Source organism: Desulfosediminicola sp. (assembly GCF_048381775.1).
Lineage (GTDB): Bacteria > Desulfobacterota > Desulfobulbia > Desulfobulbales > Desulfocapsaceae > Desulfopila > Desulfopila ganghwensis.
This window is the reverse complement of the sequence record NZ_JBLXGE010000024.1, coordinates 1-24,431: the sequence shown is the minus strand read 5'-3', so window position 1 is coordinate 24,431 and position 24,431 is coordinate 1. Positions and strand designations below refer to the sequence as shown.

The window sequence follows — 24,431 nt, the reverse complement described above, 5'->3', positions numbered from 1 at the left end:
TGGATGTTGAGATCCAGTCTTCCTTGGTCAACAGCCTTTCGCATAGAAATGACTCCCAGAAGGGTGTAAACTTGGATGAAGAATTGTCGCAACTTATCTTGTACGAACAAGCATATTCCGCTGCGGCGCGTATTATCAGTGTCATCCAAACAATGTTTGAAACCCTTGAAGGTGCCGTCAGGTAGGAGATAGTAAGATGGTTAACAGATTAGCAAACTTTGCTCACCACCAGCTAATGAACTCCCACCTGTTCAAGCTGCAAAGCAACATGTTTGATGCACAAATCGCAGTTGCAACTGAGAAGAAAACACAACAATATGCTGGAATTCCAGATCAATCCGAGCGATTAGTTCGTTTGGAACACTTGCTAAACCAATCAGAACACTACATTTCAAACAACGAAGTCGCTGATTTACGACTGCAGTCTTTAGATATCTCACTTGTCGGTGTCGAAGAGACAATTACTGATATGTACGATATGATTTCTGACTACAGCGCAGGCGAAACACGAGATTCGGAACAGGTAGAGCAAGTCCAAAAATTTGCATATCAGGCACTCAGAGACATTCAAGGGTTTTTGAACGAATCCATTGCTGGGCGCTACCTTTTCTCAGGCTCCCGAACTTCCGTCGCACCAGTTGACCTCAACCTTGGAGAAAACCTGTCTGACTTCCAATCAAAATGGAATGGTGACACGACCAAATTCCCAGAAACACGTGATGCACATATCGCGGAATTCGGCGTTGCAGACAACTTTACTTTCACAGAAGTCGGTACCGGTAACAACCAGGCGATGCGTATTTCAATTGCGGGATATGCCGCTAGCGACTATGGAAACTTTAAAGCTGGGGGCGACATCAATATTTCTGGCGGGACATCCAACGATGGTGATTGGACAATTAGCAGCGTCGATACCACAACTGGCTACATCGAAGTAAAGCGAAAAGAACTGACAACCGCGGGCCCCTCTGCCGATGATTTTACCATCAAAAGAGGCTCGGAGGCGGATAAATACATTTCTGCAACAGTCAACTATGATGCCACTGCAGGAACAATCGCGGCACCAGCCGGAACTTTCTCAGAGGTGGCTGTCCCCTCCACAATGGAAATCAGCTCGGGGACAGCAAACAACACGATGACGGTTACCGTTACGGACGTATCTGCGGATGGGAGCACCATCACAGTTGATCAAAAAGTTGCAACCGTCCCCGGCGGCGCCGAGGCAGGCACAATCACTGTTTCAAATTATTACGAAGGCGATTTGATGACCACTGCGCATCGAGTTGACGAAAACAGAACCGTTGACATCAATATCAACGGCCTCAACCCCGCCTTTGACAAAGCCATCCGCGCTCTTTCAATTATTGCACAAGGCCAGTTTGGGACATCCGGTGGACTTGATCAGAATACAGAAAGAGCCGAAGAAGCTTTATGGTTACTCGATTCAGCACTGGACTCTCCCACAGATGGGAAGCCACCATATGGTCCTGAAGAAAATGCGAGTATTGAACAGCTTCGCTTCAATACGGCTTTTGACCGACAGCAAATGAAAAGCTCTATCGAACGCGAGCGCACCACCATTAACTTCCTAAAAACCAGCATTAGCGGCGTGGAAGATATCAACCTGCTGGAAGCCACTACTGAGCTGCTAGACATTGATCGAGCACTTCAAGCCTCTTATCAAGTGATTTCGAGAACTCAAAACCTTGGTTTAGCGAACTTCCTCTAAAGGCGACTAAACAGATAATCACTACGCGACTTGCGGTTTTCCGCAGGTCGCGTTTGCATATTCATTCAAGTCAGACATCAACTCATTTCGCCATACTTTAAGCTCTTCAGCACTAAATTCATCCGTATCAAACACAGCGGTATTGTAAGTAAACTTATCGAAATCAATACCATCGATTAAGCCACTTTCAATGGCTTGATTATACAGTGCCGTCCCTTCAATCGGGGTTGCGATCGAAAACCAAAAGTTTTTAACGCCCATATTTTTTAAACCGTACGCGAAATCAATGGTTTTTTGGATTTCTTTACGTGTCTCACCGGGGAAACCGATCACAAAAGCAGCACCGACATCCATACCGCATTTTAAAATACGTTGGGCAGCCGCCCAGCTTTCATTCACCTTCATTTTCTTATTGATGATTTCATCCATAACCCGCTGGCTACCGGATTCAGGTGTAATCCAAACGGTTTCAAACCCCGCTTTTTTCATAAGTAACAAGACATCTTCATCCAGAAGGTCGCATCTCAAATTGCGCGCATCAATCTTGACACCAATATCTGCCTCCAAGAAGCCTGAGATCAAGGCTTTGTAACGTTTCAAGTTTGTGTTGATGTTATCATCTTCGAAAATGAGCGTTTCTACATTATACGTATCACACCAATATCGAGCTTCTTTGATCGTTCGTTCAATTGAATGAACCCGGAAACGCCGCTCGGATGTCAAAGGCACAGAACAAAATGAACATGCAAATGGACACCCTCTCGTCGTGTACATTTTACCAGCACGCCCCTCTGCCATTGTTTCGAAATAGTCATCCATTTCCAAGAGGTCAAACGCCGGGAACGCCAATTCATCCAGCTCATAATTCAGTTCATGCGGGGTGTAAAATGTCTCTCCGTCACGAACAAACCCGACCCCTAACGTGGTTTTTAGTTTCTCTTCATTCTCCAGGTTATCCAGCAACTCGCGGAAACTGATCTCCCCTTCCCCGGTAACAATATAATCAATCGCATCAACCGCTAGGCAGCTCTCTTTAGAAACCGTAACATGGGTTCCCCCCATAACCGTGATGATGGTTGGGTCTATTTTTTTAATCAGCGCTGCAATGTGGGCCCCGCTTTTAAAAATGCTTGTAAAGATAACGGAAATCCCGACCACATCGGGCTTTTCTTTGCGGATGATCTCTTCGACCTGTTCAAAACTCAAACCGACAGTCGTTGCACCAGATGGAAAAGTTTCATCCAGCTTATTTCGCTGAAAGACACCTCGTGAGATACGAATACAATCACTATATTCGTTTGGATCGGACGCCTTCAAAAGGTCATCAGCCGTCAAATCACGACGGCGCCCCCCCATCAACCCATCCACCAATACGACATCGTGCCCAGCCTCACGTAAACTACCGCCTAAATAAGCGATACCCAAAGGCTGACCAACACTAATTGCATATGTCTCTCCAGGTACATAGTACGGAGGCGTAATCAGCAACACTTTCATAACAGCATCTCCTAATTGGGTTTTTGAATACCGTAGACCGGTGTAACCTCATCTTCGGGAAGATACTGCGCTTCATACCAGCTGCGGCTCGCACTACGACGATGGAGTGTTCGTTCCTGAATTTTATTCATGGCTTCATGCAATTCAGCAACCAACTCGACACGTTGTTTCTCCGGCATCGGCAATATTTTTCCGTCTTTTTCTACGGTCATTAAAATGCCGTCGTTTTTGGTAGTGATTGTCCCCCAGTCCAGACCTTCTTCTGGGATCAGACCAAATTTAACGGCCTCATCATGTAAGGCGGTTGCCGGTAAAGGTGTTGCGACAGACAGCATGACGCTATCCACTTCCAACTCATCAGCAAGGGCAATTGTTTCCCACATTTCTTCTGGCGTTTCCGTCGGCACCCCGACCAAAAACTGACCGGATGAAATCAAGCCGGCTTCTTTAATCTCAGCAACGGCGCGTCGCGCATCATCTGCGGTATAATCCTTCAACATTTTTTTGAGCATACGCTCACTGCCAAACTCGACACCAACCGCGACCGCCGCACAGCCTGCTTCTTTCATTTTTGCCAGCAACTCGGGGTCCACACAGTCAGGCCGAGTATTACCGGTCCAACGAAACCCTGGGACTTTAGGCAAGCCACTTTCAATGATTAGGTCCATTAACTTCATGATACGCTTTCTGTTCAACGTGAACGTATCATCCTCAAAGCTAAAGTAGCGTGTATCGTACGCCTTGTAGGTTGCATAAATCTCCTGCGCCATATCTTCAGGCGTTCTAAACCTGACTTTATGTGTCCATAAGGAAGGAGATGCGCAGAAAGTACATTTATAGGGACACCCTCTGGAAAACATCACCAAACCATGATTATCCCGCCCCAAAAGACCGTGAGTGTCATAAACCATTCCCTTCGCGGGCCAACCAATGTCATCTAGATTGTCATAAGACAAGCCTGGCATTGATTTTATGACCTTACCGGCATCATCACGAACCGCCGTTCCGGGGATACCGCACAACTTCTTCTTCGCCTTCACCGCATCCAGAATATCTTTCAGCGGACCTTCCCCCTCACCAAATACGGCTGCATCTACGTGTGGAGCCGCAGCCACCTGTTCAGGGAGTGCGTTCGGATGAGGCCCGCCGATCACGGTTACACAGTCTGGAAAAACTTCCTTAACAATCTCACAAACACGCAACGCAGAGGGGTAGGACGGTGATAACGCCGTCACCCCCACAACGTCAGGTTTGACACTTTTTAGAACAGCGCGAAACTCATCCCAAATCGGATTATCTTTGCGCGAATGATTGACCAGATAGTCTTTATACCCCGTCATCTCCTCCGAATATCGCACATCCCCCCCAACAGGGAGCAAATCTCCATTCCAGATAGTTGCGCTCCACCCATTACGAATGGCCGTAGCGGCGCAGTATGATGCGCCTAGAGGCGTATTTGGTTGACGCAGATTATTATCGCCATAAAAAATGTACCATGGCGGCGACACATGTAAATACTTCATCAGCAATCCTCGTTCTTTCGAGATATTCTAAAATATTACATACTAATAGTCCATGTTGTATTAAAGTAAATTAAACTTATAAGACAACATTACATCCTGATACTCCCCGATAACCGTGTCAGGCTCGTTTCGTGATGTCTCATCCCATTCCCGAAGGCTCACAGTAGCACGACAAAAGTAACTTTCTCGAACCGGTTCGCAATGTATTTGTCCGACACCAGCGACATGAGCGCGTTCCACCGTCAGCTTAATCGCCTTATCTTGATCACCCAGCAACAAAAATCCCTGAGTCATCCCAAGACCTGTTGAAGCCGTCACTAAACGTGAAACGGCTGCCCCATGATTAACAATGCGCACTGTTTGCAAAGGATGACTTAAGGAATGATACTGCAGGTCTCTTCCGCCATTATGGCACGCATAGTAAAGGCTGTTTGGATCAAATGCCGTTGGGTTTAAGGTCAGCGTCGCAAAACGTAAGACGCCATCCTGATAGCGCACCAACCCGTCCCCGTCATACCTGACGTCAACACACAAGTCCTCAACCTGAAAACACACCTCTTTTCGAATTTTCCCCATGAAGCTGATATACATCTCAGCGCAGACGATAACCGAGCGAGATGCCTCATCCCATAAAATCTCCGGCTCCACTTTCACGAGATCGGTGAGTTTTGCACTGCTTGCCGGTTCCGCGACAAAATGCCCGCTATAGAAATCCGCACCAAACGAGATATCTTCGTAAAAACCATGCGCAATGGTCCCCAAAAGGGATGTTTCGCGTTGCCCCTCAATCTTGCGCCCGAACGCACGAATAGCTAAGCCACGATTTGCGTTTAGGCGCATATATCCTGCGGGTGTATCAATATCAATCACAGGCCCACGTCGCGTGACCACCACATCCTCCGGAAAGAGTGCATCGCTTTGAACGGCTTTTTTATTCGGGAGCTCTAATTGTTTTACTGCAGGCAACATCCTGCCCAACTTGTCCCATCGTTTCTGAGTAATATGCGTCCTTAAATCACTGGACCAGACCAACAATAACCGACGCCACTCTGCCTCACTGACCTGTGTTTGTATCGCTAAAGTCTCATACCAGCGCCAACATAACGTGTTTAACTTGAGATCATCCCGCCCCGTCACCGCCCAGCGTAAAACGTTGTACTTTTTTTGTTTTTTAACGGGAATAGGAGTTTGCGCGCTTTCCAGTCGCAACGCCGTTTCAGGAAACACCGTCTGTGCAATAATCTGGGACGGTAGTTTGAACGTGACCGCATCCAGCCCTGCAACCATCGCAAACAGACTTTCCACCACTTCCCACTCACTGAGATCACGATCCATCGCTTCCTGCGCATATCTGCCCGGACGATAATCAAACACCTCCCCGTCACTGGTATAAAGAGGCAGGCAGCTTCCCCCCCGTTCCAACTGAAGCGTCAAAAAGTCGAGATATTCCTCAAGCTCTATTTCACCGTGAGCGCATCTCTGGAATTTCTGAAAAGTAATCGCATCAGACCAAAGAAGTCCAATCTCCTCGCCTTCCCCCGCAACCTTTTGCACCGACCTCATCCAACTGGGGTCCCATTCGGGATGATCTTTTGACGGTTCTGCCCAATCCATGATCAAACAGCTATAGCCTGCCTTTTTATAAAGGGGGACCAGACCGGGGCTATAAGCCTGCTCATTGACCAAAGCGACTCTCGGCACCACGCCCAGCAACCGCGCATAGACCCGATTTCCCATCTCGAGATTCTGTTCTGTCACCTGTGGTGGAGCCAAGGGGGCAATCATTTGCACATACCCGGAGCCAACGAGTTCGGTTTTCTCTTCCTTTAACAGCCGAGCAAACTCATCAACCCAATTCGGATCAATTTCCTGAATTGTCTCCAGTGTATATCCCGTCATTTCTATGGCAAGGGGATAACCAGACTGAATGAGCCTTAAGATTGGCCAATAGCATTTTTCAATAACAATGCTCCGATCCTCTTCCTCTATGGAAGAAAAAGCCAGATTCAAATGAAAGACCGAATAAACTTTCATGACCTATACCGTTTGGATTTCAATCGCTTTTTGTGCTGCATCCATACTCTGCCAAGCCAGTTCCTTTGTTGCACCGGACGTAATGATAACCCCCACGCTTCCGCCGGCATTGACAGGTGAAATCACCTCGTCGCCGACCTCAGCCCAGACATCTACAAAGTCAACACCAGGCAAGTCCCGCGCAACATCAATACCTGACATATCGACAATCCGACCGGGCTTTGGAAAAATATAACGTTGGTATACGGGCCTTAATCCCGTGACCTCAAGCTCACCCAAAGAAACCGGTTCCCCTAACGCAATTTTAGCAACCGGAATGATCGTAGAACGACCTGTGTTCAAGGGGACTTCATGGGTGCAGAAATATCCGCCGCTCAAACGTAAGGCGACTTCAACAACATATACCGTGCCCCCATGCAACAACAAATCGCCTTTCAGAACACCGTTTTCGACACCCAAGGCGCGCGCCGCCTGACCCATAACCTTTTTCGCCTGCGCGATCTCTCCTTCTGACCAAAAACTTGGCAAATCCCCGCCATTTTCAATAATATAAGGGGCGTAGGTCTCAAGGAATTCGTAGTTTCGATCTGAGATACCAATCGTGTAGGCTGTACCTTCATACACAATCGTTTCGGTGCTGAGTTGAGGACCACTCAGAAATTCTTCTGCCTCTACCCGACCCGTTGGTGAAGACGCTTTCGCATGGTCAAACGCCCATCCAAAATCAGCAGGGTCCTTATTTAAACTCACGCCTTTTGAGCCACGGCTATCGCATGGCTTGATAACTAACGGTTTTTGTCGCTCGTCATAAAAACGCATCAATTCAGCAAGACTATCAACTTCGCGGTAAACGGGCGTTGCCATACCTGCTGCCTTGAAACGATCTTTCATCGCAATTTTATCCACCGCCAAATCCGCTGTTTCCACAGATATACCGGGTAAATCCAGTTCCCGCGCAATCCGTGCCACCACATGAGGGCAATCGACGGCCAAACACATGACACCATCAAGGGGGCGCACATTCTTGTGATACTCCAACGCAGCCGGTACCGCCTGATCTTCATGATAGACACTGGCGATAATATGATCGTCACACCATTTAAAGCCCGGTGCCTGTTCATCTATATCACAACCGACTAAAAACCAGCCGCATCCCTTGAGATGCCGGAGACCTTCTTCAGCTTGGCGGCTGGCGCCCAATATCAAAAGTGTTTTGCTCAAAAGTACAGCCCGCCATTTACGTTTAAAGTTTGCGCCGTCACATAACTACTACGATCCGAGGCCAGATATACCGCCATATCCGCAACTTCCTGCGGGGTGCCCATACGTTTCAACAAAACGCCTTCCGCCGCTTTTTGCACCTGTGGCGAGTCCAAACCAGCCGCTGCCATTTCAGACGCAACCAGACCGGCAGCCAGCACGTTGCTCCGGATATTATCTTCTGCCAAAAAACGCGCAATGACTTGAGACAAGGAAATCAAGCCCGCTTTACTCGCAGCATAATGCGCTGTGCGTGGACCGCCATATTGACCGGAGACTGATCCGATATGGATCACACTTGCGGCTTCAGACTTTCTCAACAAAGATATTGCCTCTTGCGTCACCACAAAAGGCCCTTTCAGATTAACATCCAAAATCGCATCCCAATCCTCGTCCGATATCTCATCAAAATCTGTTGGTTTGTTAATACCCGCATTGTTGACCAACACATCCAGACGACCATGTCTGGCCTCAATGTCGCTAAACACCTGTTGCAAAGCTTTGCGATCACAGACATGACACTGAACGGCGCGTTCCGCCGGTAAACCCAAATGCGTCAGCACCTCTTGTGCGGCGGCTTCATTCTTTTCATAAGAAAAGAACACGTGCGCCCCTTCTGCAACAAAGGCCTCAACGATCGCACGTCCGATGCCCCGACTTCCACCGGTGACAAACGCTATCCTACCCGTCAAATCCATCAATCAATTTCCCTGCTTTCTGGCGAGCACCCGCTCAACACCTTTGACAACACCGGCAACGTCAATGCCATACAAAGCCGGCAACTCGTCATGCTCACCCGACTTTCCGAACTCATCATTTACTCCGACAAACTCGACCGGACACGGCGTTCCTTTCACCAAACACTCTGCAACAGCCCCACCGAGCCCACCGATTACGGAATGATCTTCGGCTGTCACAATGGCACCCGTTTCCTGACTTGCCGCCAAAATCTCCGCTTCATCAAGCGGTTTAATGGAAGACATATTCACAACGCGTACAGAAATGTCACGCGCCGCAAGTTCATCCGCCGCTTTTAAGGCGCGTCCAACCATTACCCCTGTTGCGACAATGGTGACATCCTTTCCGTCTTTAATCCGGCGCGCTTTGCCAATCTCAAACGGTTGGGACCCATCGCAAATCACCGGCGCAGGACTTCTCCCAATACGCATATAAACCGGGCCGACATGATCCAGCATCTGTAAAAAAGCGAGCATAAACTCATTGGCATCCGCAGGCACCAAGACCAGCGTATTTGGAATTGCCCGCATGGTCGCAAGGTCTTCCAGCGCCTGTGCGGTTGCGCCATCCGGGCCGACATCTAACCCTAAATGAGAACAGCAAAGCTTGGCATTGCGCTCAGGATAACAAATCGCCGTTCTAAACTGTTCATGGGCGCGCATGGTTCCAAAGGCGGCAAAGGTGGAGACAACCGGGATCAAACCACTTTCTGCAACACCGCCGGCTGCTGCCATCATATTCTGTTCTGCAATCCCAAACTGCATGACCCGTTCCGGCATTTTCTGCACAAATGGTTTCGCCCCTGTGCCACCTGCGACATCAGCGTCTAATAAAACCCAATCATCGCGCTTTTCCCCCGCATAATTTAATACACGTCCAAAGGCGTCCCGTAGGGAAACCTCTTGGCCAACGTCCCAAAATTCCAAGCCCTGCATGTTACACCTCTGCCAATTCAGCCAATGACTCTTTAATTTCCTGAGCGCTCATCGTTGAGGACCCGTGCCAGGAAATCACGTTTTCCATAAACGAAATTCCCTTCCCTTTCACCGTCTTGGCAAAAACAAAGGTTGGCTGCCCTTTTGTTTTTCGGGCCGCAGCGAATGCTTCTTTCAAGGCATCCACATCATGACCGTCAACTTCCAAAACATGCCATCCAAAAGCCTTCAGCTTTGCCGGCACATCACCCAGGTCCAGCTGAGCCGACACGCTATCGTCGCCTTGCAAACCATTGGCATCATAGATCGCAACCAAATTGTCCAATTTTTGAAACGGAGCCAGCATGAAAGCTTCCCAACTATTGCCCTCCTGCATATCGCCATCACCAAGCAACACATACGTGCGGTAGGACAAGTTTTGATATTTTGCCCCAAGCGCCATCCCAATCCCTTGGCTCAACCCCATTCCCAACGATCCCGATGGAGCATCAATACCGGGTTGGCGTGCATCCGGATGGCCTTCCATAAAACTGCCGACTTTACGCAGTTTCAAGGCCTCTTCACGCGGGAAAACCCCTTTCAGGGCCAAGGCACCATAATAGGCAGGACAGGCATGTCCCTTTGATAAAATAAAACGATCGCGGTTTTTATCGTCTGGGTTCTGCCCATCAAAATTCATCTCATCAAAATAGAGAACAGCCAAAATATCCGCAATTGACAAGCTGCCCCCGGGATGACCAGAACGCGCCTGATAAATGCTCTCCAACGCGATCTTACGAATTTCGGTCGCGATTTCTTTTAAGTCCATCATATTTACCTCACTGCGTCCCAGCGCTTTGATTTAAAATATCATCCAAGGAAACATACTCCAGGCCCGGCACAAGCTCTTCTGCCTCAGCTTTAATTTCATCGAAAAACAATCGTGAAGCGATCACCAAAACATCCGGTTTCATATCTTGAATTGCTTCCGGCTTTAAAAGTTTGCACCCTTGCACCGCCTGAATGTAATTGGACAGGTTTTTATCAATGACACCCACCAGACAAGACGCATCCAGTTCACCATATTCTAGCAAATTGGAGAAAATACGTCCTCCGCCCCAGATGGCAATCCGTTTGTCACGCGATAGCTCCTCAATCCAACGACTGCCCTTTTTCAACCGTTCAAGATTAGCAATAAAGACTTCTTCATAATGGCTGAGCTGTTTTCTCGCAACGCCAACCTCGTTCTTTAACGCCGCCACATTTGGTTGGCGTGGGCTTGCTTTTCGTAAAATCAGCGTTAAATAGGTTTCATCTTGCGGGTCCGGCCCAAACAAAACCTCAAAACCCGTCACGTTCAACAGCTCGATCAGCGTCTTTGCCGAATAATGATAAAGATGTTTATCCATGAAAAATTCTTCAACCTGATTTTCAAAGTTGAGAATATCCGTGTTTGGCACCTCCAAAAACATAATGCCATTGTCCGCCAAAGCCTCAAAGCTCTGTTCCAGACATGCCCGTCCGGAGCGCACATGTTCCAACGTATGACTACTGTAAATAAGATCAAACTTGCCGCCCGGCAAATCCACATGTTCGATACGTTCCTGAATTAAACGAACCTGATCTAGTCCTTCGTAGTCACTTACCACACGTTCATCAGGCTCCACCGCCCACACATTGGCTTTTGGGTTTTCGTCCAAAAACGCCTTCACAAAACTGCCACGATTTGACCCGATATCAAGCAACGTCCCGACCGAGGAAATCAAATCATGTTGGCGCAAAAGATCAAGGGCATGTTTGGTACGAAACCCTTTCCCATACCGGATATTGCCCCAGCCTGCGCCGCCGAGCATGGTTGCGTTGTCACGCTTTTCAACATAATCAATCCTCGGCAAGCTTTGCAACAAACTACAGTCTTCACAAATATATACGGTTAGGCCGCGCTTCGTCGTTGGAACTTTATAAGCGACAGACAAGTTGGCGCTACCGCATAAATCACACTGATCAACCATCTATCTTTCCCTCAAATTTATTGGTTCTATAGTCTAGATCGTATTCCCTATCGTCATAGCCCAATCGATCCATCATCACACGGCAATGTTTTTCAAATACAGTTTGTTGGTCCGCCGTCAGCCCGTAGTTTACGGGAACCACGACATTATAGGGCTTGCCCATCAACTCTGCCTGTTCCTGATTGGGCGTTAAGCCAATAAACGCGCTAAAGGACTTTAACGCCCCCAGATCGCTGGTAATATCTTCTAACTTCACACGTATTTTTTGATCGTCTGACAGCAGTTCAAAATCATCCAATATCCGATTATTGATATATTGCCAGTGCCAACAAATCCGCTCAAATTGCGACATCTCTTTAAAACGATCAAACAGGGCCGTGCCCGGCTTAGGTGTCGGCCACCAGTATTTTTTTTCCGGTGGCGGGATCATGACATGGTCAGGGGCGGCGAGATAATCACACATAATCGCATTGCTGCGATCGTCCAGCACCTCTTTCCCCAACTTATGGAACAGAGAGGACACAACCTTGCGCCCATCGCGCACCACATGGACGAATTTGGCCTGAGGAAACAACTCTTTTAACAAGGGTACAAAATAGGACAGCTTATTGGAACTATCTCCCCATATCAGCGTTTCGCTATATTTCACCGCAGACTTATAATAAAGCTCAAGCGTGCCCAAAGCCTGTTCGCGACTGACTAAACCAGCCTCATAAAGTGTTCCCAGTCTCTGGATTTCCAACACGTTATATTCATGTTCACACTGCGCCTTTTCAAAAGCACTAAAATAGCGACCAAGTGACTGGGTGCCAGAGCGTCCGCATCCTACAATAAAGAATGGTTGTGTTTGCATTGTATCACCCTTGTTCCATTGGTTTTTGTGCATAAACAATTGCTAAGCGCCCCAGCCCCGCCGAAGCGAGACTTTCATACAAAGCACGTCGGGCCTCCGGTTTGCGCTGTCCCAGTGAGATATCAAAAGTCATTCGGCGTTTGTGGCATTTTTTACCAATATCGGACGCACCCCGATAGTTTTCACCCATCAACAAAAACATCTCCATCGGAAAGTTTGTAGAACGATTGACAATATTCAAGCCCGCGTGCCGCAACAGATTCTCCAGACTCTCAAAATCAAAATAATTCAGATGATGGTCCGGCACGACCCACCAACTTTCGGCATTATCTTGCCGGATGACGGCCTCTTGCAACGGATTAAAATCATTGGGAACCGAAACAACAATCATCCCCCCCGGTTTCACCTTAGAGACTGCCAAGTTCAATAATTTTGAGGGTTCAGGCACATGTTCCAAAACCTCGCTCATGTGAACAAGATCAAATTGCCCCATCTGTGCAGCCCATTCAGCATCAAAAAAGCCTGTATGCACCTCAAGTCCATTTTGACGCGCAAACGATGCCGCATGATCAGAGGGCTCTATTCCCAAACCAATCCAGTTGCGAGCTTTTGCCACCTGAAGAAACCCGCCTGGCCCCGTTCCGATATCCAAAACGGTTCTCTCACTGTGCGATCCCAGCGATTGCTCGGCACGTGCGAGACGATCCCCAAACTCAAAGTCAAGCCAGAGCCACTCATCCACTGATTTTTGCAGATAATCCTCTTTCTCCGCCTGATAAAACTCTTCTTCATAAAAGGTTTTAAGCTGTTCATAAGATGGCAACGGGATCATATGTTTAAAGCCGCATTGCTCACACTCAATAACGTCGCCATGCACATGCTGATAGACCAGCTTGCCGGAATGTTCCCCATAAAACGCATCCTGCCAAGACACAGGGATTAAGGCCCTCAGAGAAGCCGCAAAATGAGCTGGTCCCTTCACAATATCCATCTGATACGGCTCCAGAAACTCTTTATCACATTGGTTTTCCAGAAGCTTATTCAATTTCAAACACACATCATCCTGACTCTCTGCCATCAATGGCGGCATTGCGTTTTTCAACAGCTGCCATTCTTCAGGTTTTGCCATGTGTAGCGGATCAATACAAACGGCTGGCACCCCTGCACCCAAACATTCAAAAAAAGAAACACCAAAGACACAAATCGCAAAATCATATGCCTGTAAGTGATTTGAGAGCCCTTGCACCTGTGTCAGGACCCGCCATCCGTCCGGCTGTTCTTGAGTAAAGACAGGAGCATCCGCAAAAGGTCCCTGCACCCAATCCAGCTCAACTTGAGCCCCAAAATCTGTTGCCAACCTCTGTGCCAACGTGGCCCCCATCTTGGCATGGTCCCCACTTCCCGTAAGGACAACCCCGCGCTTTTTGAGTCCCGCAACTTTTAAAGCCGGGATCGATTGATCAACCAGCATGCAATCCCAGCCGAATTTAACCTCTTCACGTGACGCGAGTTCCGCCTGAACATACGGCGAGGGAAACCAATACAAGTCTGCTGGCTCTAGACCTTCAACATACTGATCAAGACAGACCACATAAGAAGCATGTTCTCTGGCCCACGCGATATGCTCGTCTGTTATATTTTTAAGATCCAGACAGATAATATCTGCCGACACATCCGTTGCGTCTTGCAAAGACTCAATCCATCTCGCGTTAAACAAGTCTAGTCTGGAAAAGGAAATCGGTTTGCCTTCCACCAGCACTTTAACGCCATATGAATTGTATTCTTGTGCAGCTTTTGCACATGTCAACGTGCGAGACAAATGACCAAAACCAACCTCAGCACCGGCTTGGGTTACAAATAAAACCGAACGCCCCTTTTCTGCCGCTTTGCGCTGTCTAACATGGCTATTGATTGCCAGATAAGCCGGATCATCCTGCAAAAGTGAGATGGCCCACTTAAAATCAACAATCGTTTCAGGCCCATGCTGCCTATACCATTTTTTATAGACCGCCCGCATAAAATCATAATCCGCAAGAGTGTCTACGGAAATACGATGTTCGATTGCACTATAGAGCTGATCCAGTTCTACATACTCTACATGCGTCGGCTTCACCACCCCACTATGACGGTAAATCGACGCGATATGTTCCTGATTAAAGGGGGCGATGGAGTTTTCCGACATTTCTCGCCAAAAGGCCGCGCTAAACAGATCAAACCCTTCATGGATATAGGACTTGCCGTCAGGAAGTGGCATTAACTCAACAACCTGCACCTTTGGGGTTTCAAGCGCCTTAGAGATCATCGCATCTATTGTCTCAACATCGACCAGCGGACAATCCCCGCACACATAGAGGACAAAATCTGGTTTGTGACGCCGCACGACCGTATCAACACGATCTACCAGATTGTTCACATCGCCTTCATAAGCAAAAACGGGTTGAGCGATTTTTTCACACAGATCAACCAAGGATTGGTTAAAAGCATCTCGCGTCGTCGCGACCACGATGTCATCTATCAACGAAGATGTTTTCAACCGTTCCAACAAGCATTGCAAAAGAGGTTTCCCCTCTAAATCCAACAAATGTTTTTTTGGCAGGCGGCTACTGTTCAGGCGGGCCCCAACGACACATAAGACAGTTTGCTCAACCATAGTCACCGCATCCCTTTTAAAGGGCGCAAACCATCTGACGGATCAGCCCGCCAATCACGATCTGCAATCTCGTCTGGCGTCGGCTGCTTTATGCCGTTCCCATCCGCGCCAAACATGACCTGCTGCATCTGAATTACCGGCGCGATCTCCTCAGGCAGCCAGCAATGGCCCGTACTATATTCTTCACCTGCTTCATCAATATCCAGATGAAACTCGACAGTCTGCGCGCCCCATCTGTGAATGGCACGGTTCACCACGGCTGGATTTCGACTGTGATCTGACCAACCGATGGCTAGACCTGTCTCTTTACGAATGGTCTCTATGGCCGAAAGGTTGCAGTTCTGCGGTTGTGCGGGGTATCCCGAAACACAATGAAGCAACGAAAGTTCCTTCCCCCCGGCTTCCTCAAAAACCGCGACCGCATGCTTAATTTCTGACAGGGTCGCCATCCCCGTAGACATCACCAGTGGCTTACCAGTTTGCGCACATTGTCGAATAAGGTCATCCCACAATAGCTCATAAGAGGCGATCTTGTAAAAATCCACATAGGGAAACAATTCCTCAACGGCATCCAGATAAAAGGGCGTGCAGCTAAACTGAATATCTGCCTCGCGACAAAATTCTGACAAATCCGGTAAAAAAGAAACAGGCAGCTCCCACTGCCTTCTGTCTCTATGCTCTTGGCTTTTCACTAGAATTTCTGACGCGAAGAGTTCATCGATCTTAAACAACTGAAACTTGACGGCATCACAGCCAATGTCGGCGGATGTCTGGATAAAAGTGCGACACCTTTCCAAATCACGCGAATGATTGCTGGATACTTCGGAAATAAAAAAAGGCAGACCTTTTGAACCGAACATATGTACGCTCTCCTATGTTTCTTGTTCTATCAGTCGATACATCTCTTCTTGCGTTAACCACTCTTTATTTGTGTCACTTGCGTAACTATACCCTTCCGGCAATGGCGTACAATTTCCGTGTTCCGCCACCCTATCGGTCCAAAATGCAAAAGACGGCTGGATGATATAGCGGTCATCCTTCTCTACCGTTACACGGGCATCATCACTTGTGATCATCACCTCATGCAGTTTTTCACCCGGACGTATCCCCGTGATCTTTGTCGAAATGTCCGGCCCAAAGGCTTTCACGAGATCAACAATTTTCATACTTGGAATTTTGGGAACGAACACTTCACCACCCACCATTTTCTCAAGGCAAGACAAGACAAAATCCACCCCTTGATCCAATGTAATGAAAAACCGCGTCATACGCCCATCGGTAACGGGCAACTCCCGGCACCCTTCGTCAATTAGACGTTTAAACAGCGGAATTACACTCCCGCGGGACCCAACTACATTCCCATAGCGCACGACGGAGTAACGCGTCCCATCACGACCACTCAGGTTGTTGCCCGCCACAAATATCTTGTCAGAAACCAGCTTGGTTGCCCCATAAAGATTAAGGGGGCTTGCGGCCTTATCTGTCGACAGGGCGATCACCCGTTTCACCCCAGCAGCACGCGCAGCACGCACGACATTTTCCGCACCGCCTATGTTTGTGCGAACATATTCTGTCGGATTATATTCAGCCGCCGGCACCTGCTTTAACGCGGCGCTATGAATAACATAATCAATATTAGAAAACGCAACTTCCAAACGATAGTGATCACGAACATCACCAATAAAAAACCGCAGACAGGAAAAGCGCGGATGGTTTTTAAACTTCTCCTGCATCTCGAACTGCTTCAACTCATCACGAGAGAAGATGACCAAGCGACGCGGGTTATATCTATCCAGAACGGTTTGCACAAACTGATTGCCAAAAGACCCCGTACCACCCGTAATCAGGATTGAAGCCCCATCTAGCATGGTTGTTTCTGTTTGAAAATTTCTCATGACAATCTCTCTTATGCCTCCACGATACCGATCGTGTCAGGCTCTACATAATCCTCGTCAGTCGGAAGAGGATAAGATTTAAAACTTCTAACGGTCTCACCATTGACCATATCTTCAAACAATCCTCGAGATTGGTCGACCATCCACAGAACCTGCTCCTGATAAGCTTCCAAGAAGATCTGAATATACTCGAAACGAGCTTTTTCATCAGAAATCCTGCAGCCATAAAAAGCGGCCAAACGGATCATTGACGCAAATGAGCCCCCAATCATTGCAAATACACATTTATACTTATCAAAATTGGTATTCCAGAATTCTTCAATTTTACTGTCGATTTCACTAAAAGAAGAATACTTGCCGACCAATGAACTCAAGCACTCATCAAAACCTTCGCCAAACTCTGTAAACTGCTCTAAAAATTTATCAAAATCCAAATCGGCAATAAATTCACCCGCGTTATAGGTCTTAAGCTGATCTCGTAAGGTTTTAATTACAAGAGCCTTACGCCCCGCATCACTTTCCATCTCAATTGCATCCGCTGCCATTGGAATAGCTCCGTCAATACGAGCCCCATGGCTAGAATTGTACATGTGGATTCCAAATTTTTTTCTGATCGATGAGATCACCCAACGCGACATATCCAAAACAGCTGTCGTCTCTACCTTACCGCCAAAATTCCCCGGCACCCGTATACCGTATGCAGGATCAAAATCTTGTTCCTCCATACCGAGTTCGTGATAGATACTATCTTTATGATGGTGAGACGCCCCCACATATCGCCCACAATCAACTCCAAATAAGTACATGTTCCTAAAGCCTAGAACAGCCATAGACGCAATCGCGGGGTTCGCCGAGAGAGGCGTTGTGCCCTCCAGGTCGGCGTTAGGCTCCATGAAAACACGGGTCGAACTTAAAGCCCCACGAGCATAATACCAGGTCTCGCCAAAAAGCCCCGTCACCTTTGGGTGGACAGTATTTGTCGCCACGAGAACAACCTTTGACAGATCGTATTTTTCCGAGATTTTTTTATTGAACTTATATACATCTTCAACATTTTCGATTTCCACTTGGAAATCTGGAACAATACCATTTTTAAGCAAGACATTGATGGTCGTTCCACAAGATACAACGATTGCGCGATCCTGAAGGTCTTTAACTATATCAATGTCATATTCTAACGATGGCCCTGATCCTACAATTAAAACAGGATATTCTTGCCGTAAATACTTGCCATTTTTAATAAAACGAAACGTATGATTTTTGAAATTCTCATAAGAATTTCTCATCATCACCAATTCATCCTCATAAAAACCCGTGGAATAATTGAAGCTTTTTAAACGATCCATCAAATAACCGTAAATTTCTTCTATTTCCCAAGAGGAATAATGAGCAACAAAGTAAGAACCATCAATAAAGGTGTTACCAATTTTTCTAATATGTGCTTCGACACGAAGCACAGACTGTAACGGCGTTTCACCTACGATCAAAATAAGGTTTATACCCTTATTTTCAGCATTCTCATAAATCTGTTCCCAATCCATTTTATGCATAGACTGAGCAAATATTTCAACAACCGGCTCGAACAGAAAATAGTTACTGGCTAATTCCTCATCCAGCAAGCGTACAACAATCTGACCCAGCCCGATCCCTAAAAGGTAGAGAAAACCGGTATCTGTGACGGGAAAAGTACTAAATTCAGCTTTGTGTTCAATCAAAAAACGATCTCGCAGCTTCTGCAACATTCCAATAGAGATCGGCGACAAATTACAATGACTAGGGTTTGTAAAATGCAATCGAAGAGGATTCTTTAAAAAATCCTCCATCTGACTGTCGACATAGTCTTTTTCATTCTTACCATATAAATTAACATTCCCCATACGCAAGTTGACGGCCGTGTCGCCTTCAAAAATCAGCGTTGAGTTCTCTGTTGTGAAATTCACAACTTTTTCATATATTGAGTTTTCTTTATTCTTAAAGAACTCAAGATTTTTCTCAAATAAAGACATCTTTTGGCTTCTCCAATTTTGTCTTGATTGTTTTCTAGCTAACAGCCTGTTCTGCCCAAACGTCTTTTAAAAGCTGTTCAAACTCTGTCATACGTGCCCGGTAATCGAAATATGGCGTTTCGTCCAATTTACGGCGAACCTCTAAACTAAACTCAGCCCTCAAGCCTTCGTCTCCTAAAAATCCCCCACATTTCGACAAGTAAGCGTCAAGATCTGAAGCATAGAGTTCCTCTTGCACCCCCAGAACCTCATACAGCTTTTTCAAGGCAATCGAACTACCACCCAACTCACCACACGCGACGACCGGAACACCGACCTCTAGCGCATCTAAAACAACATCCACACCGACATCACCAACAGGCAACAAAGCCACATCACCGTTCAAAAAGAACAACCTACGATCTGCTTCAGCCACGATATCAATTCGATGAGCCAGTCCGTAGTTACCGAACCTCTCAATTAAATCGGTCGCATTATCACTGGAGAAAAAGTCATGATCGCGAAGAACCAGAACGGAATCTGGGTGCTTATTTAAAAGATGTGCCCACACTTCCAAAGTCCGTGGCGTCAATTGCCTGAAAACAACGTCCGCAATAAACGTTTTTCTCATGTCTTCACGCGTATTCTGAAGCGTGTCTAGAGGACGCCTACCGACTAGAGAAGATGAAGACGGCAAGGAAACTACTTTCTCTAGTGCTCCTTCCGCAGTGTGGTCCGTCAAAAGATAGTCAGCACAGTTTAGGCCAGTTCCATACCAACTATCAAACCACAGCATTTGTACAGGCGCCATCCGCGCGCCAAAGGTCGCCAGAAAAACGGGATCTCGAAAACCACTCAAATTGATAAGAATGTCCACCCCATCTGCAGCAACCATATTACGTAATGTCGCAGGAAGCACCCCTTCCAAGCTACGCCATTCATCAAATGATGACTGTAACGGTTGATACTGAGCAGATGTAATGTCAGCACCGCCATAACCAATGTACTTAAAAGCATCTTCGTCTTTAAACGAAAGCATTCGCGCTAGAGCAGGCAACCCTCTTTGATTTTCAAAGTCGGTAAGAATAAAACCAATAACAAGTTTGGATCGTTTCGCGACTTCACTAACCGCAATTGGAGAACGCCTTTCCGGTAAGCCATATACCTGCCCCCACTCTCGGCATCTGGCTACTTTCTCACTCTCAATAGCCTCCGCATCATAGGTAAAAGAGTACGCGTAAAGCCCCTCTATAACACCTTTTTTCTTCGCAACAGAAATTGCCATGCGGTATGCAGATTTCGCCTGATCCCGCTTGCCCAACGCATCAAGAACGGAGGCCATCATCTTATATAAATCAGCATTATCCGGTATCACAACCAATGCAGACCTAAGAGCATCAAGCGCGGAACGATACCTCTCCCTCTCCACAAGACAGTGAACAAAAGAAATATGGGAGAATGCATCAAGAGGATGCAGCCTTAACTGCTGTAAAAACCACTTCTCTGCGCGATCAAGATCTCCCTCGCCCAATGCAAAAAGAGCATGATTCAACAAGGGCATTTCCACAACATCGGCCAGCAGAGCCCCCGCATCTGGCAGGGGTTCTGCATCAAAAAAGTCCCGCAAGACTTCATCTGAAGAACACACATTCTTCATCTTCATATAAAAGTAGGCATCCTTAGTTTGACCGAGTAAGACCGAAAGTACACAGACAAAATCAGCAACCTCTAAACATTCAGGTTGCTGCTCATATACAACTTTCCCAATCTCCCAAGCGGTTACAAAATCATCGGTTCTAAATGCAGCGTACCCGCGCCAAAAAAGATAAAACCAATCAGCCTCTGCGTCAGAGCATTCCTTTTCAAACACCTCTATAAGCGCGTTCCAATCACCTTGTCGCGCCAACTCCTCCAACTTGAGCATCTAACGCCCCCCGTCTGCTACGCCTCTAAATCTGCGAGATTTACCGTCGGCGCTTCTTCCTGCGCCTCGGCATCTTGTTGCGTTGTCGTTTCACTCTGCGGCTGCTGATACATACCCATAGCGATCTCGCGATTAATATTAATCAGAACATCAACCTTCTGCGCGTCCTTATCACCCATAAATGCAAGCGTTTGCTTATCCACAAAAGCAGCAAGAGAGATAACATTCCCGCGAATATCATCAGGCAGCGGACAATCTTGCGCGAGTAAATCCGATTGAAAAATCGTCCACAGCCGCCAATTTAAACGAACGGCACTCGCAAGCTCTTCCATATCACCACCATCTCGGGCATGCGTCATCCTCAACGCTGCCTGTGAAAGCGCCCAAGCCTCAGTCTGCCGAGGATTCCCCTCCGTCGGCCCTTGCTGATAACTCTTCATCTGTTGTGATTTGTCCATGGTTCAATACCTTGCCTTCATGCTCAATCAATTGCCTTACCAGACGAAGGCCTTTATAGAGACTTCCTGCAGAAACTTCTTCTCGAATACTCTTAACAAGTTCCGACGACGAAGGCGCTGCAGCTTCATAATCTTTCAGGAAAGCTTCAAAATTTTTCCTGTGCTCGATTTCTGATTCTGGAATGATATACATGCATTGTAAAGCATAATATACCCGACTTGCAGGCGTAACCGCTTCTTCTGCCGTCAAAATTTCCGTATCACGCAAGATAGCTGTCGAATTTAATAGCGTAAATGAAACTGCGCGCGAGTTATTATTTTCGAGCACCGCCCCATTGATAATAATTTTTTGGTTCTTTTTTAAATTAATTTTCAGTGGCATCTCTATTCACCTTCCACCTAATTTCAAGATAAAAAAGGCCGAGAGAGACAACGCCCCCTCGACCTTCCTTTGGGCTGTGCGAGAAATTAACGGAACAGACCAAGGACCGCTTGCTCGGATTGACCAGCAAACGACAGGGCCTGAATACCCATCTGTTGACGTGTTTGCAACGCCAGCAGGTTGGCACCTTCCTCGTTGAGATCAGCTACTGTCAATTGAGCAGCACCACTCTCAAGCACGTTGGAATATTCCTGCGTAAAGTTCGAACGAACCTGCAGGATTGCAACGTTACCTGCCATCTTCGCAGCTTCAGAACGCAAGTTTGAAACGGTCTTATCAAGAGCGTTGATCGCTTTATCGGCCGCAGCGTTAAACAACGCAGCCTCAGAAGCTTTACTCAAGCTGTACCCAGAATCAATCGCAGCGGTAAAGCCAAGACCACCCGTCAACAACTTAGAAGCGTCACCATGGGTGATTGCAGTACCGGCCTCTTTCTTGAAGAAACCAGAAATCTGGAAGTTAACACCGTTAACCTCAAGCTTGGAATCTTGCTTATCAGAGAAACGAACTGCAAGCTTAGAACCTGTCGAGTTGATAAGGTTCAAACCTTGGTATGACGCATCGTTAACCAGCTTCTCAATTTGGGTACCCAAATCTTGTAGCTGAGTTTTGTATGCTGTACGTTGTGTCTTATCACCACTACGAGCCTGGTCGATAACACCCTTCATTTGCTTCACAAGATCTTCCATCGCATCAGCAGCCTTAAGTGCCGTGTTCAAGGCGTTTACGCCCTGATCGATAGCATCTTTACGCTCTAACAAGTCAGTAGCGCGGTTAGACAGCGATTTAGCTTGGAAAAACTTGATCGCATCATCGATCGGTGAAGACACTTCCAAACCAGTTGAAAGACGGTTCTGTGTACGATCGATAAAGCCTGAAGTATTTTGCAGTGCGAGCAAGTTAGATCGTACTGCAGATGATAGTGCGATTTCAGCCATTTCAATTCCCCTTTCTAAGGATAGTAAAACATACGCCTACTGCGTACAAAATATAATATATCTCATACGTTCATCCATTTCAATTCAAATCCACCGCAGATCCAATATTGACTCTCGTTCATTACCGTGAGAAAATAGAAAGTTAGAGAAGTAGAAACTTCGTCAAGGTGACTAAAATGTCTAATATTTTCGATGCCCTCCGTAGTTCTGGGGGTCAACCAACCATTTTTAATGCGCAAGGTAACGTCCAGGCTGCCACTCTCAGCAAGCAAATGCAGAACAGTATCTTGGGAGAGGGCAACAAACAAACCCTGCGGATCCAAGCAGAATATGACACAAAAGTTCAAAAACAGAACTTTGAAAAAGACCGCTGGACACAACACAACAAACTCATCGAAGACGCTCAGGACATTATCAATAATAATTTTACGCGACTAGAGGGGATTTACTCCACCCTTGACCGCATGCTAAACACAATTAATAGTGCTGAAAACTCTCAGAATGATCCAGATTCAAACTTTCGCGCAGATGGGTATTCAGCAACATTTGACTCTCAACTCAAGTCTATATATTCGAGCGCTGATGAATCAAGGGTTACAACCAACCTATTGAACTCCGATTCTCGCGAATTGGATTACCCCATATCTTTCAACGGCGTCTTATCTAAAGTCGGCGGCGCGGATATTCGCCCAAGCTACTACATCACTGATAGTGACGGAAAACGCTGGCAGGTCGAAACAGACACCAAATTGCTGAGGCAGTACGACTCTTATCCAGACGCCCCGGTTTCCCCAAGCAAGGTCGCTTCTTTTAATAGAGTGGACAGCTTAGTTTTAAATGGTATCTCAGGTGACGATGTAACATTCACAACCAGCGCAAATACAGCTGATGCTGTTACCCGCACCGGCACACTGAATCGCTCAGGCCTGGAGATCTTAAACTCTTGGCTTTACGGCAACTTTTCAACTTCCGAGGGAAGAAACCGAGCGCGCGAAGATATCGCCGCAGCGAAAGAAGCTCTTTTCCTGGAAAAAGCGCGCTACGCAATGGTGAAAACGACTCTAAACTACCACAGCGATGTCGCAACAGCCCAAATACGCGACATTCGCGACGAAACACTCAAGATTCAGCAGGAAGGCCAGAGAAAAGTTGCAGACGTCCAAGATGAACTCGTACGAAAGTATAAGGCTGCACAAAGCGCACTGGCACAAAAATTCTCCTTAAAAGCAAGTCTGAGCGCTCTTATCCCAAGCGGCTCTTCAAACAATCCCGTCATGCAGATTTTGATGGATATCAACGCATAACGCCCTAGGCACTTTTTGCCTAAAGAAAGAGGAAAGGTTTTCCCTAAGGAACCTTTCCTTCTTTTTTAAGAGCCCCTTTATTTCTTAAAACTCCAAGAAAACCCAGAGCTTCGCAAGATATACAAAAACTGGCACATCCTTTGCATAATAACTGGCAACGATCAGAAATTTGAGGATGTGATCATGGATAATTTAGCGTTAGAAGCAAAAAACAATGTTGCTGGCAGCCCCCAGTCCGGTGTCGTGACATCGACAAAAACCAAATCCGGAAACGG

General features: G+C 47.0%; 20 protein-coding genes. 3 read left to right on the top strand and 17 right to left on the bottom strand.

Annotation, left to right across the window (positions count from 1 at the left end; all coding sequences use genetic code 11):
• Both ACN5NT_RS23410 and ACN5NT_RS23405 read left to right on the top strand, forming a co-directional pair.
• Window positions 1-185 (top strand): flagellar basal body rod C-terminal domain-containing protein (locus ACN5NT_RS23410; RefSeq protein ID WP_419177080.1); only part of this gene is annotated, 185 nt, incomplete at its 5' end.
• Window positions 186-196: 11 nt separating this feature from the next.
• Window positions 197-1,729, top strand: coding sequence for a hypothetical protein (locus ACN5NT_RS23405; RefSeq protein ID WP_417789255.1), 1,533 nt, complete (start codon window positions 197-199; stop codon window positions 1,727-1,729).
• A 21-nt stretch (window positions 1,730-1,750) separates the two neighbouring features.
• On the opposite strand, the gene ACN5NT_RS23400 is transcribed toward ACN5NT_RS23405, so the two are convergent.
• The 17 genes from ACN5NT_RS23400 to ACN5NT_RS23320 form a co-directional block, all read right to left on the bottom strand.
• Window positions 1,751-3,226, bottom strand: coding sequence for a B12-binding domain-containing radical SAM protein (locus ACN5NT_RS23400; protein ID WP_419177079.1), 1,476 nt, complete (start codon window positions 3,224-3,226; stop codon window positions 1,751-1,753).
• 11 nt (window positions 3,227-3,237) lie between these two features.
• Window positions 3,238-4,749, bottom strand: a complete 1,512-nt coding sequence (locus ACN5NT_RS23395) for a B12-binding domain-containing radical SAM protein (RefSeq protein ID WP_417789257.1) — start codon at window positions 4,747-4,749, stop codon at window positions 3,238-3,240.
• A gap of 60 nt (window positions 4,750-4,809) precedes the next feature.
• A complete protein-coding gene (locus ACN5NT_RS23390; protein WP_419177078.1) occupies window positions 4,810-6,783 on the bottom strand; it encodes a glycoside hydrolase family 57 in 1,974 nt (657 codons plus the stop codon).
• Window positions 6,784-6,786: 3 nt separating this feature from the next.
• Complete coding sequence (locus tag ACN5NT_RS23385) at window positions 6,787-8,004, bottom strand: ATP-grasp domain-containing protein (RefSeq protein ID WP_419177077.1); 1,218 nt, start codon at window positions 8,002-8,004, stop codon at window positions 6,787-6,789.
• Window positions 8,001-8,741 carry an SDR family NAD(P)-dependent oxidoreductase gene (locus ACN5NT_RS23380; protein WP_417789260.1) on the bottom strand — a complete coding sequence of 247 codons (741 nt, stop codon included), beginning with the start codon at window positions 8,739-8,741 and terminating at the stop codon, window positions 8,001-8,003. The genes ACN5NT_RS23385 and ACN5NT_RS23380 overlap by 4 nt, the downstream gene beginning before the upstream one ends.
• Window positions 8,742-8,744: 3 nt before the next feature.
• Window positions 8,745-9,716, bottom strand: coding sequence for a transketolase family protein (locus ACN5NT_RS23375; protein WP_417789261.1), 972 nt, complete (start codon window positions 9,714-9,716; stop codon window positions 8,745-8,747).
• 1 nt (window position 9,717) lies between these two features.
• Entirely contained in the window at window positions 9,718-10,527 is an 810-nt protein-coding gene (locus ACN5NT_RS23370; RefSeq protein ID WP_417789262.1) for a transketolase, read from the bottom strand.
• Window positions 10,528-10,534: 7 nt separating this feature from the next.
• Entirely contained in the window at window positions 10,535-11,707 is a 1,173-nt protein-coding gene (locus ACN5NT_RS23365) for a class I SAM-dependent methyltransferase (RefSeq protein ID WP_417789263.1), read from the bottom strand.
• The gene (locus tag ACN5NT_RS23360) at window positions 11,700-12,560 is read right to left on the bottom strand and encodes a sulfotransferase (protein ID WP_417789264.1); all 861 of its coding nucleotides are present in this window, start codon (window positions 12,558-12,560) and stop codon (window positions 11,700-11,702) included. Before ACN5NT_RS23360 ends, ACN5NT_RS23365 begins: the two co-directional genes overlap by 8 nt.
• Before the next feature lie 4 nt (window positions 12,561-12,564).
• Window positions 12,565-15,210 (bottom strand): methyltransferase domain-containing protein, encoded by a 2,646-nt coding sequence (locus ACN5NT_RS23355; protein ID WP_419177076.1) that lies wholly within the window; start codon window positions 15,208-15,210, stop codon window positions 12,565-12,567.
• A 2-nt stretch (window positions 15,211-15,212) separates the two neighbouring features.
• Complete coding sequence (locus tag ACN5NT_RS23350) at window positions 15,213-16,070, bottom strand: N-acetylneuraminate synthase family protein (protein ID WP_419177075.1); 858 nt, start codon at window positions 16,068-16,070, stop codon at window positions 15,213-15,215.
• A gap of 12 nt (window positions 16,071-16,082) precedes the next feature.
• Window positions 16,083-17,105 carry a UDP-N-acetylglucosamine 4,6-dehydratase (inverting) gene (pseB, locus tag ACN5NT_RS23345; protein WP_417789267.1) on the bottom strand — a complete coding sequence of 341 codons (1,023 nt, stop codon included), beginning with the start codon at window positions 17,103-17,105 and terminating at the stop codon, window positions 16,083-16,085.
• A gap of 11 nt (window positions 17,106-17,116) precedes the next feature.
• Entirely contained in the window at window positions 17,117-19,111 is a 1,995-nt protein-coding gene (locus tag ACN5NT_RS23340; protein WP_419177074.1) for a 6-hydroxymethylpterin diphosphokinase MptE-like protein, read from the bottom strand.
• A gap of 34 nt (window positions 19,112-19,145) precedes the next feature.
• Entirely contained in the window at window positions 19,146-21,014 is a 1,869-nt protein-coding gene (locus ACN5NT_RS23335; protein WP_419177073.1) for a hypothetical protein, read from the bottom strand.
• Window positions 21,015-21,031: 17 nt separating this feature from the next.
• Window positions 21,032-21,454: a flagellar biosynthesis regulator FlaF gene (locus ACN5NT_RS23330; RefSeq protein ID WP_419177081.1), complete on the bottom strand. Its 423-nt coding sequence runs from the start codon at window positions 21,452-21,454 to the stop codon at window positions 21,032-21,034.
• Complete coding sequence (locus ACN5NT_RS23325) at window positions 21,405-21,854, bottom strand: flagellar biosynthesis repressor FlbT (protein ID WP_417789271.1); 450 nt, start codon at window positions 21,852-21,854, stop codon at window positions 21,405-21,407. Before ACN5NT_RS23325 ends, ACN5NT_RS23330 begins: the two co-directional genes overlap by 50 nt.
• Window positions 21,855-21,940: 86 nt before the next feature.
• A complete protein-coding gene (locus tag ACN5NT_RS23320; protein ID WP_419177072.1) occupies window positions 21,941-22,852 on the bottom strand; it encodes a flagellin in 912 nt (303 codons plus the stop codon).
• A gap of 176 nt (window positions 22,853-23,028) precedes the next feature.
• Between ACN5NT_RS23320 and ACN5NT_RS23315 the strand changes: the two genes are divergently transcribed.
• On the top strand, window positions 23,029-24,156 hold the full coding sequence (locus tag ACN5NT_RS23315) for a hypothetical protein (protein WP_417789273.1): 1,128 nt from the start codon (window positions 23,029-23,031) through the stop codon (window positions 24,154-24,156).
• Window positions 24,157-24,431: the final 275 nt, after the last annotated feature.

Bases quoted from the DNA above. Each gene is read 5' to 3' on its own strand.
- ACN5NT_RS23320 (WP_419177072.1), bottom strand. From the start codon at position 22,852: ATGGCTGAAATCGCACTATCATCTGCAGTACGATCTAACTTGCTCGCA.
- ACN5NT_RS23395 (WP_417789257.1), bottom strand. From the start codon at position 4,749: ATGAAGTATTTACATGTGTCGCCGCCATGGTACATTTTTTATGGCGAT.
- ACN5NT_RS23315 (WP_417789273.1), top strand. From the start codon at position 23,029: ATGTCTAATATTTTCGATGCCCTCCGTAGTTCTGGGGGTCAACCAACC.
- ACN5NT_RS23380 (WP_417789260.1), bottom strand. From the start codon at position 8,741: ATGGATTTGACGGGTAGGATAGCGTTTGTCACCGGTGGAAGTCGGGGC.
- ACN5NT_RS23325 (WP_417789271.1), bottom strand. From the start codon at position 21,854: ATGCCACTGAAAATTAATTTAAAAAAGAACCAAAAAATTATTATCAAT.
- ACN5NT_RS23340 (WP_419177074.1), bottom strand. From the start codon at position 19,111: ATGTCTTTATTTGAGAAAAATCTTGAGTTCTTTAAGAATAAAGAAAAC.
- pseB (WP_417789267.1), bottom strand. From the start codon at position 17,105: ATGAGAAATTTTCAAACAGAAACAACCATGCTAGATGGGGCTTCAATC.
- ACN5NT_RS23390 (WP_419177078.1), bottom strand. From the start codon at position 6,783: ATGAAAGTTTATTCGGTCTTTCATTTGAATCTGGCTTTTTCTTCCATA.
- ACN5NT_RS23355 (WP_419177076.1), bottom strand. From the start codon at position 15,210: ATGGTTGAGCAAACTGTCTTATGTGTCGTTGGGGCCCGCCTGAACAGT.
- ACN5NT_RS23330 (WP_419177081.1), bottom strand. From the start codon at position 21,454: ATGAAGAGTTATCAGCAAGGGCCGACGGAGGGGAATCCTCGGCAGACT.
- ACN5NT_RS23335 (WP_419177073.1), bottom strand. From the start codon at position 21,014: ATGCTCAAGTTGGAGGAGTTGGCGCGACAAGGTGATTGGAACGCGCTT.
- ACN5NT_RS23350 (WP_419177075.1), bottom strand. From the start codon at position 16,070: ATGTTCGGTTCAAAAGGTCTGCCTTTTTTTATTTCCGAAGTATCCAGC.
- ACN5NT_RS23405 (WP_417789255.1), top strand. From the start codon at position 197: ATGGTTAACAGATTAGCAAACTTTGCTCACCACCAGCTAATGAACTCC.
- ACN5NT_RS23375 (WP_417789261.1), bottom strand. From the start codon at position 9,716: ATGCAGGGCTTGGAATTTTGGGACGTTGGCCAAGAGGTTTCCCTACGG.
- ACN5NT_RS23370 (WP_417789262.1), bottom strand. From the start codon at position 10,527: ATGATGGACTTAAAAGAAATCGCGACCGAAATTCGTAAGATCGCGTTG.
- ACN5NT_RS23400 (WP_419177079.1), bottom strand. From the start codon at position 3,226: ATGAAAGTGTTGCTGATTACGCCTCCGTACTATGTACCTGGAGAGACA.
- ACN5NT_RS23360 (WP_417789264.1), bottom strand. From the start codon at position 12,560: ATGCAAACACAACCATTCTTTATTGTAGGATGCGGACGCTCTGGCACC.
- ACN5NT_RS23365 (WP_417789263.1), bottom strand. From the start codon at position 11,707: ATGGTTGATCAGTGTGATTTATGCGGTAGCGCCAACTTGTCTGTCGCT.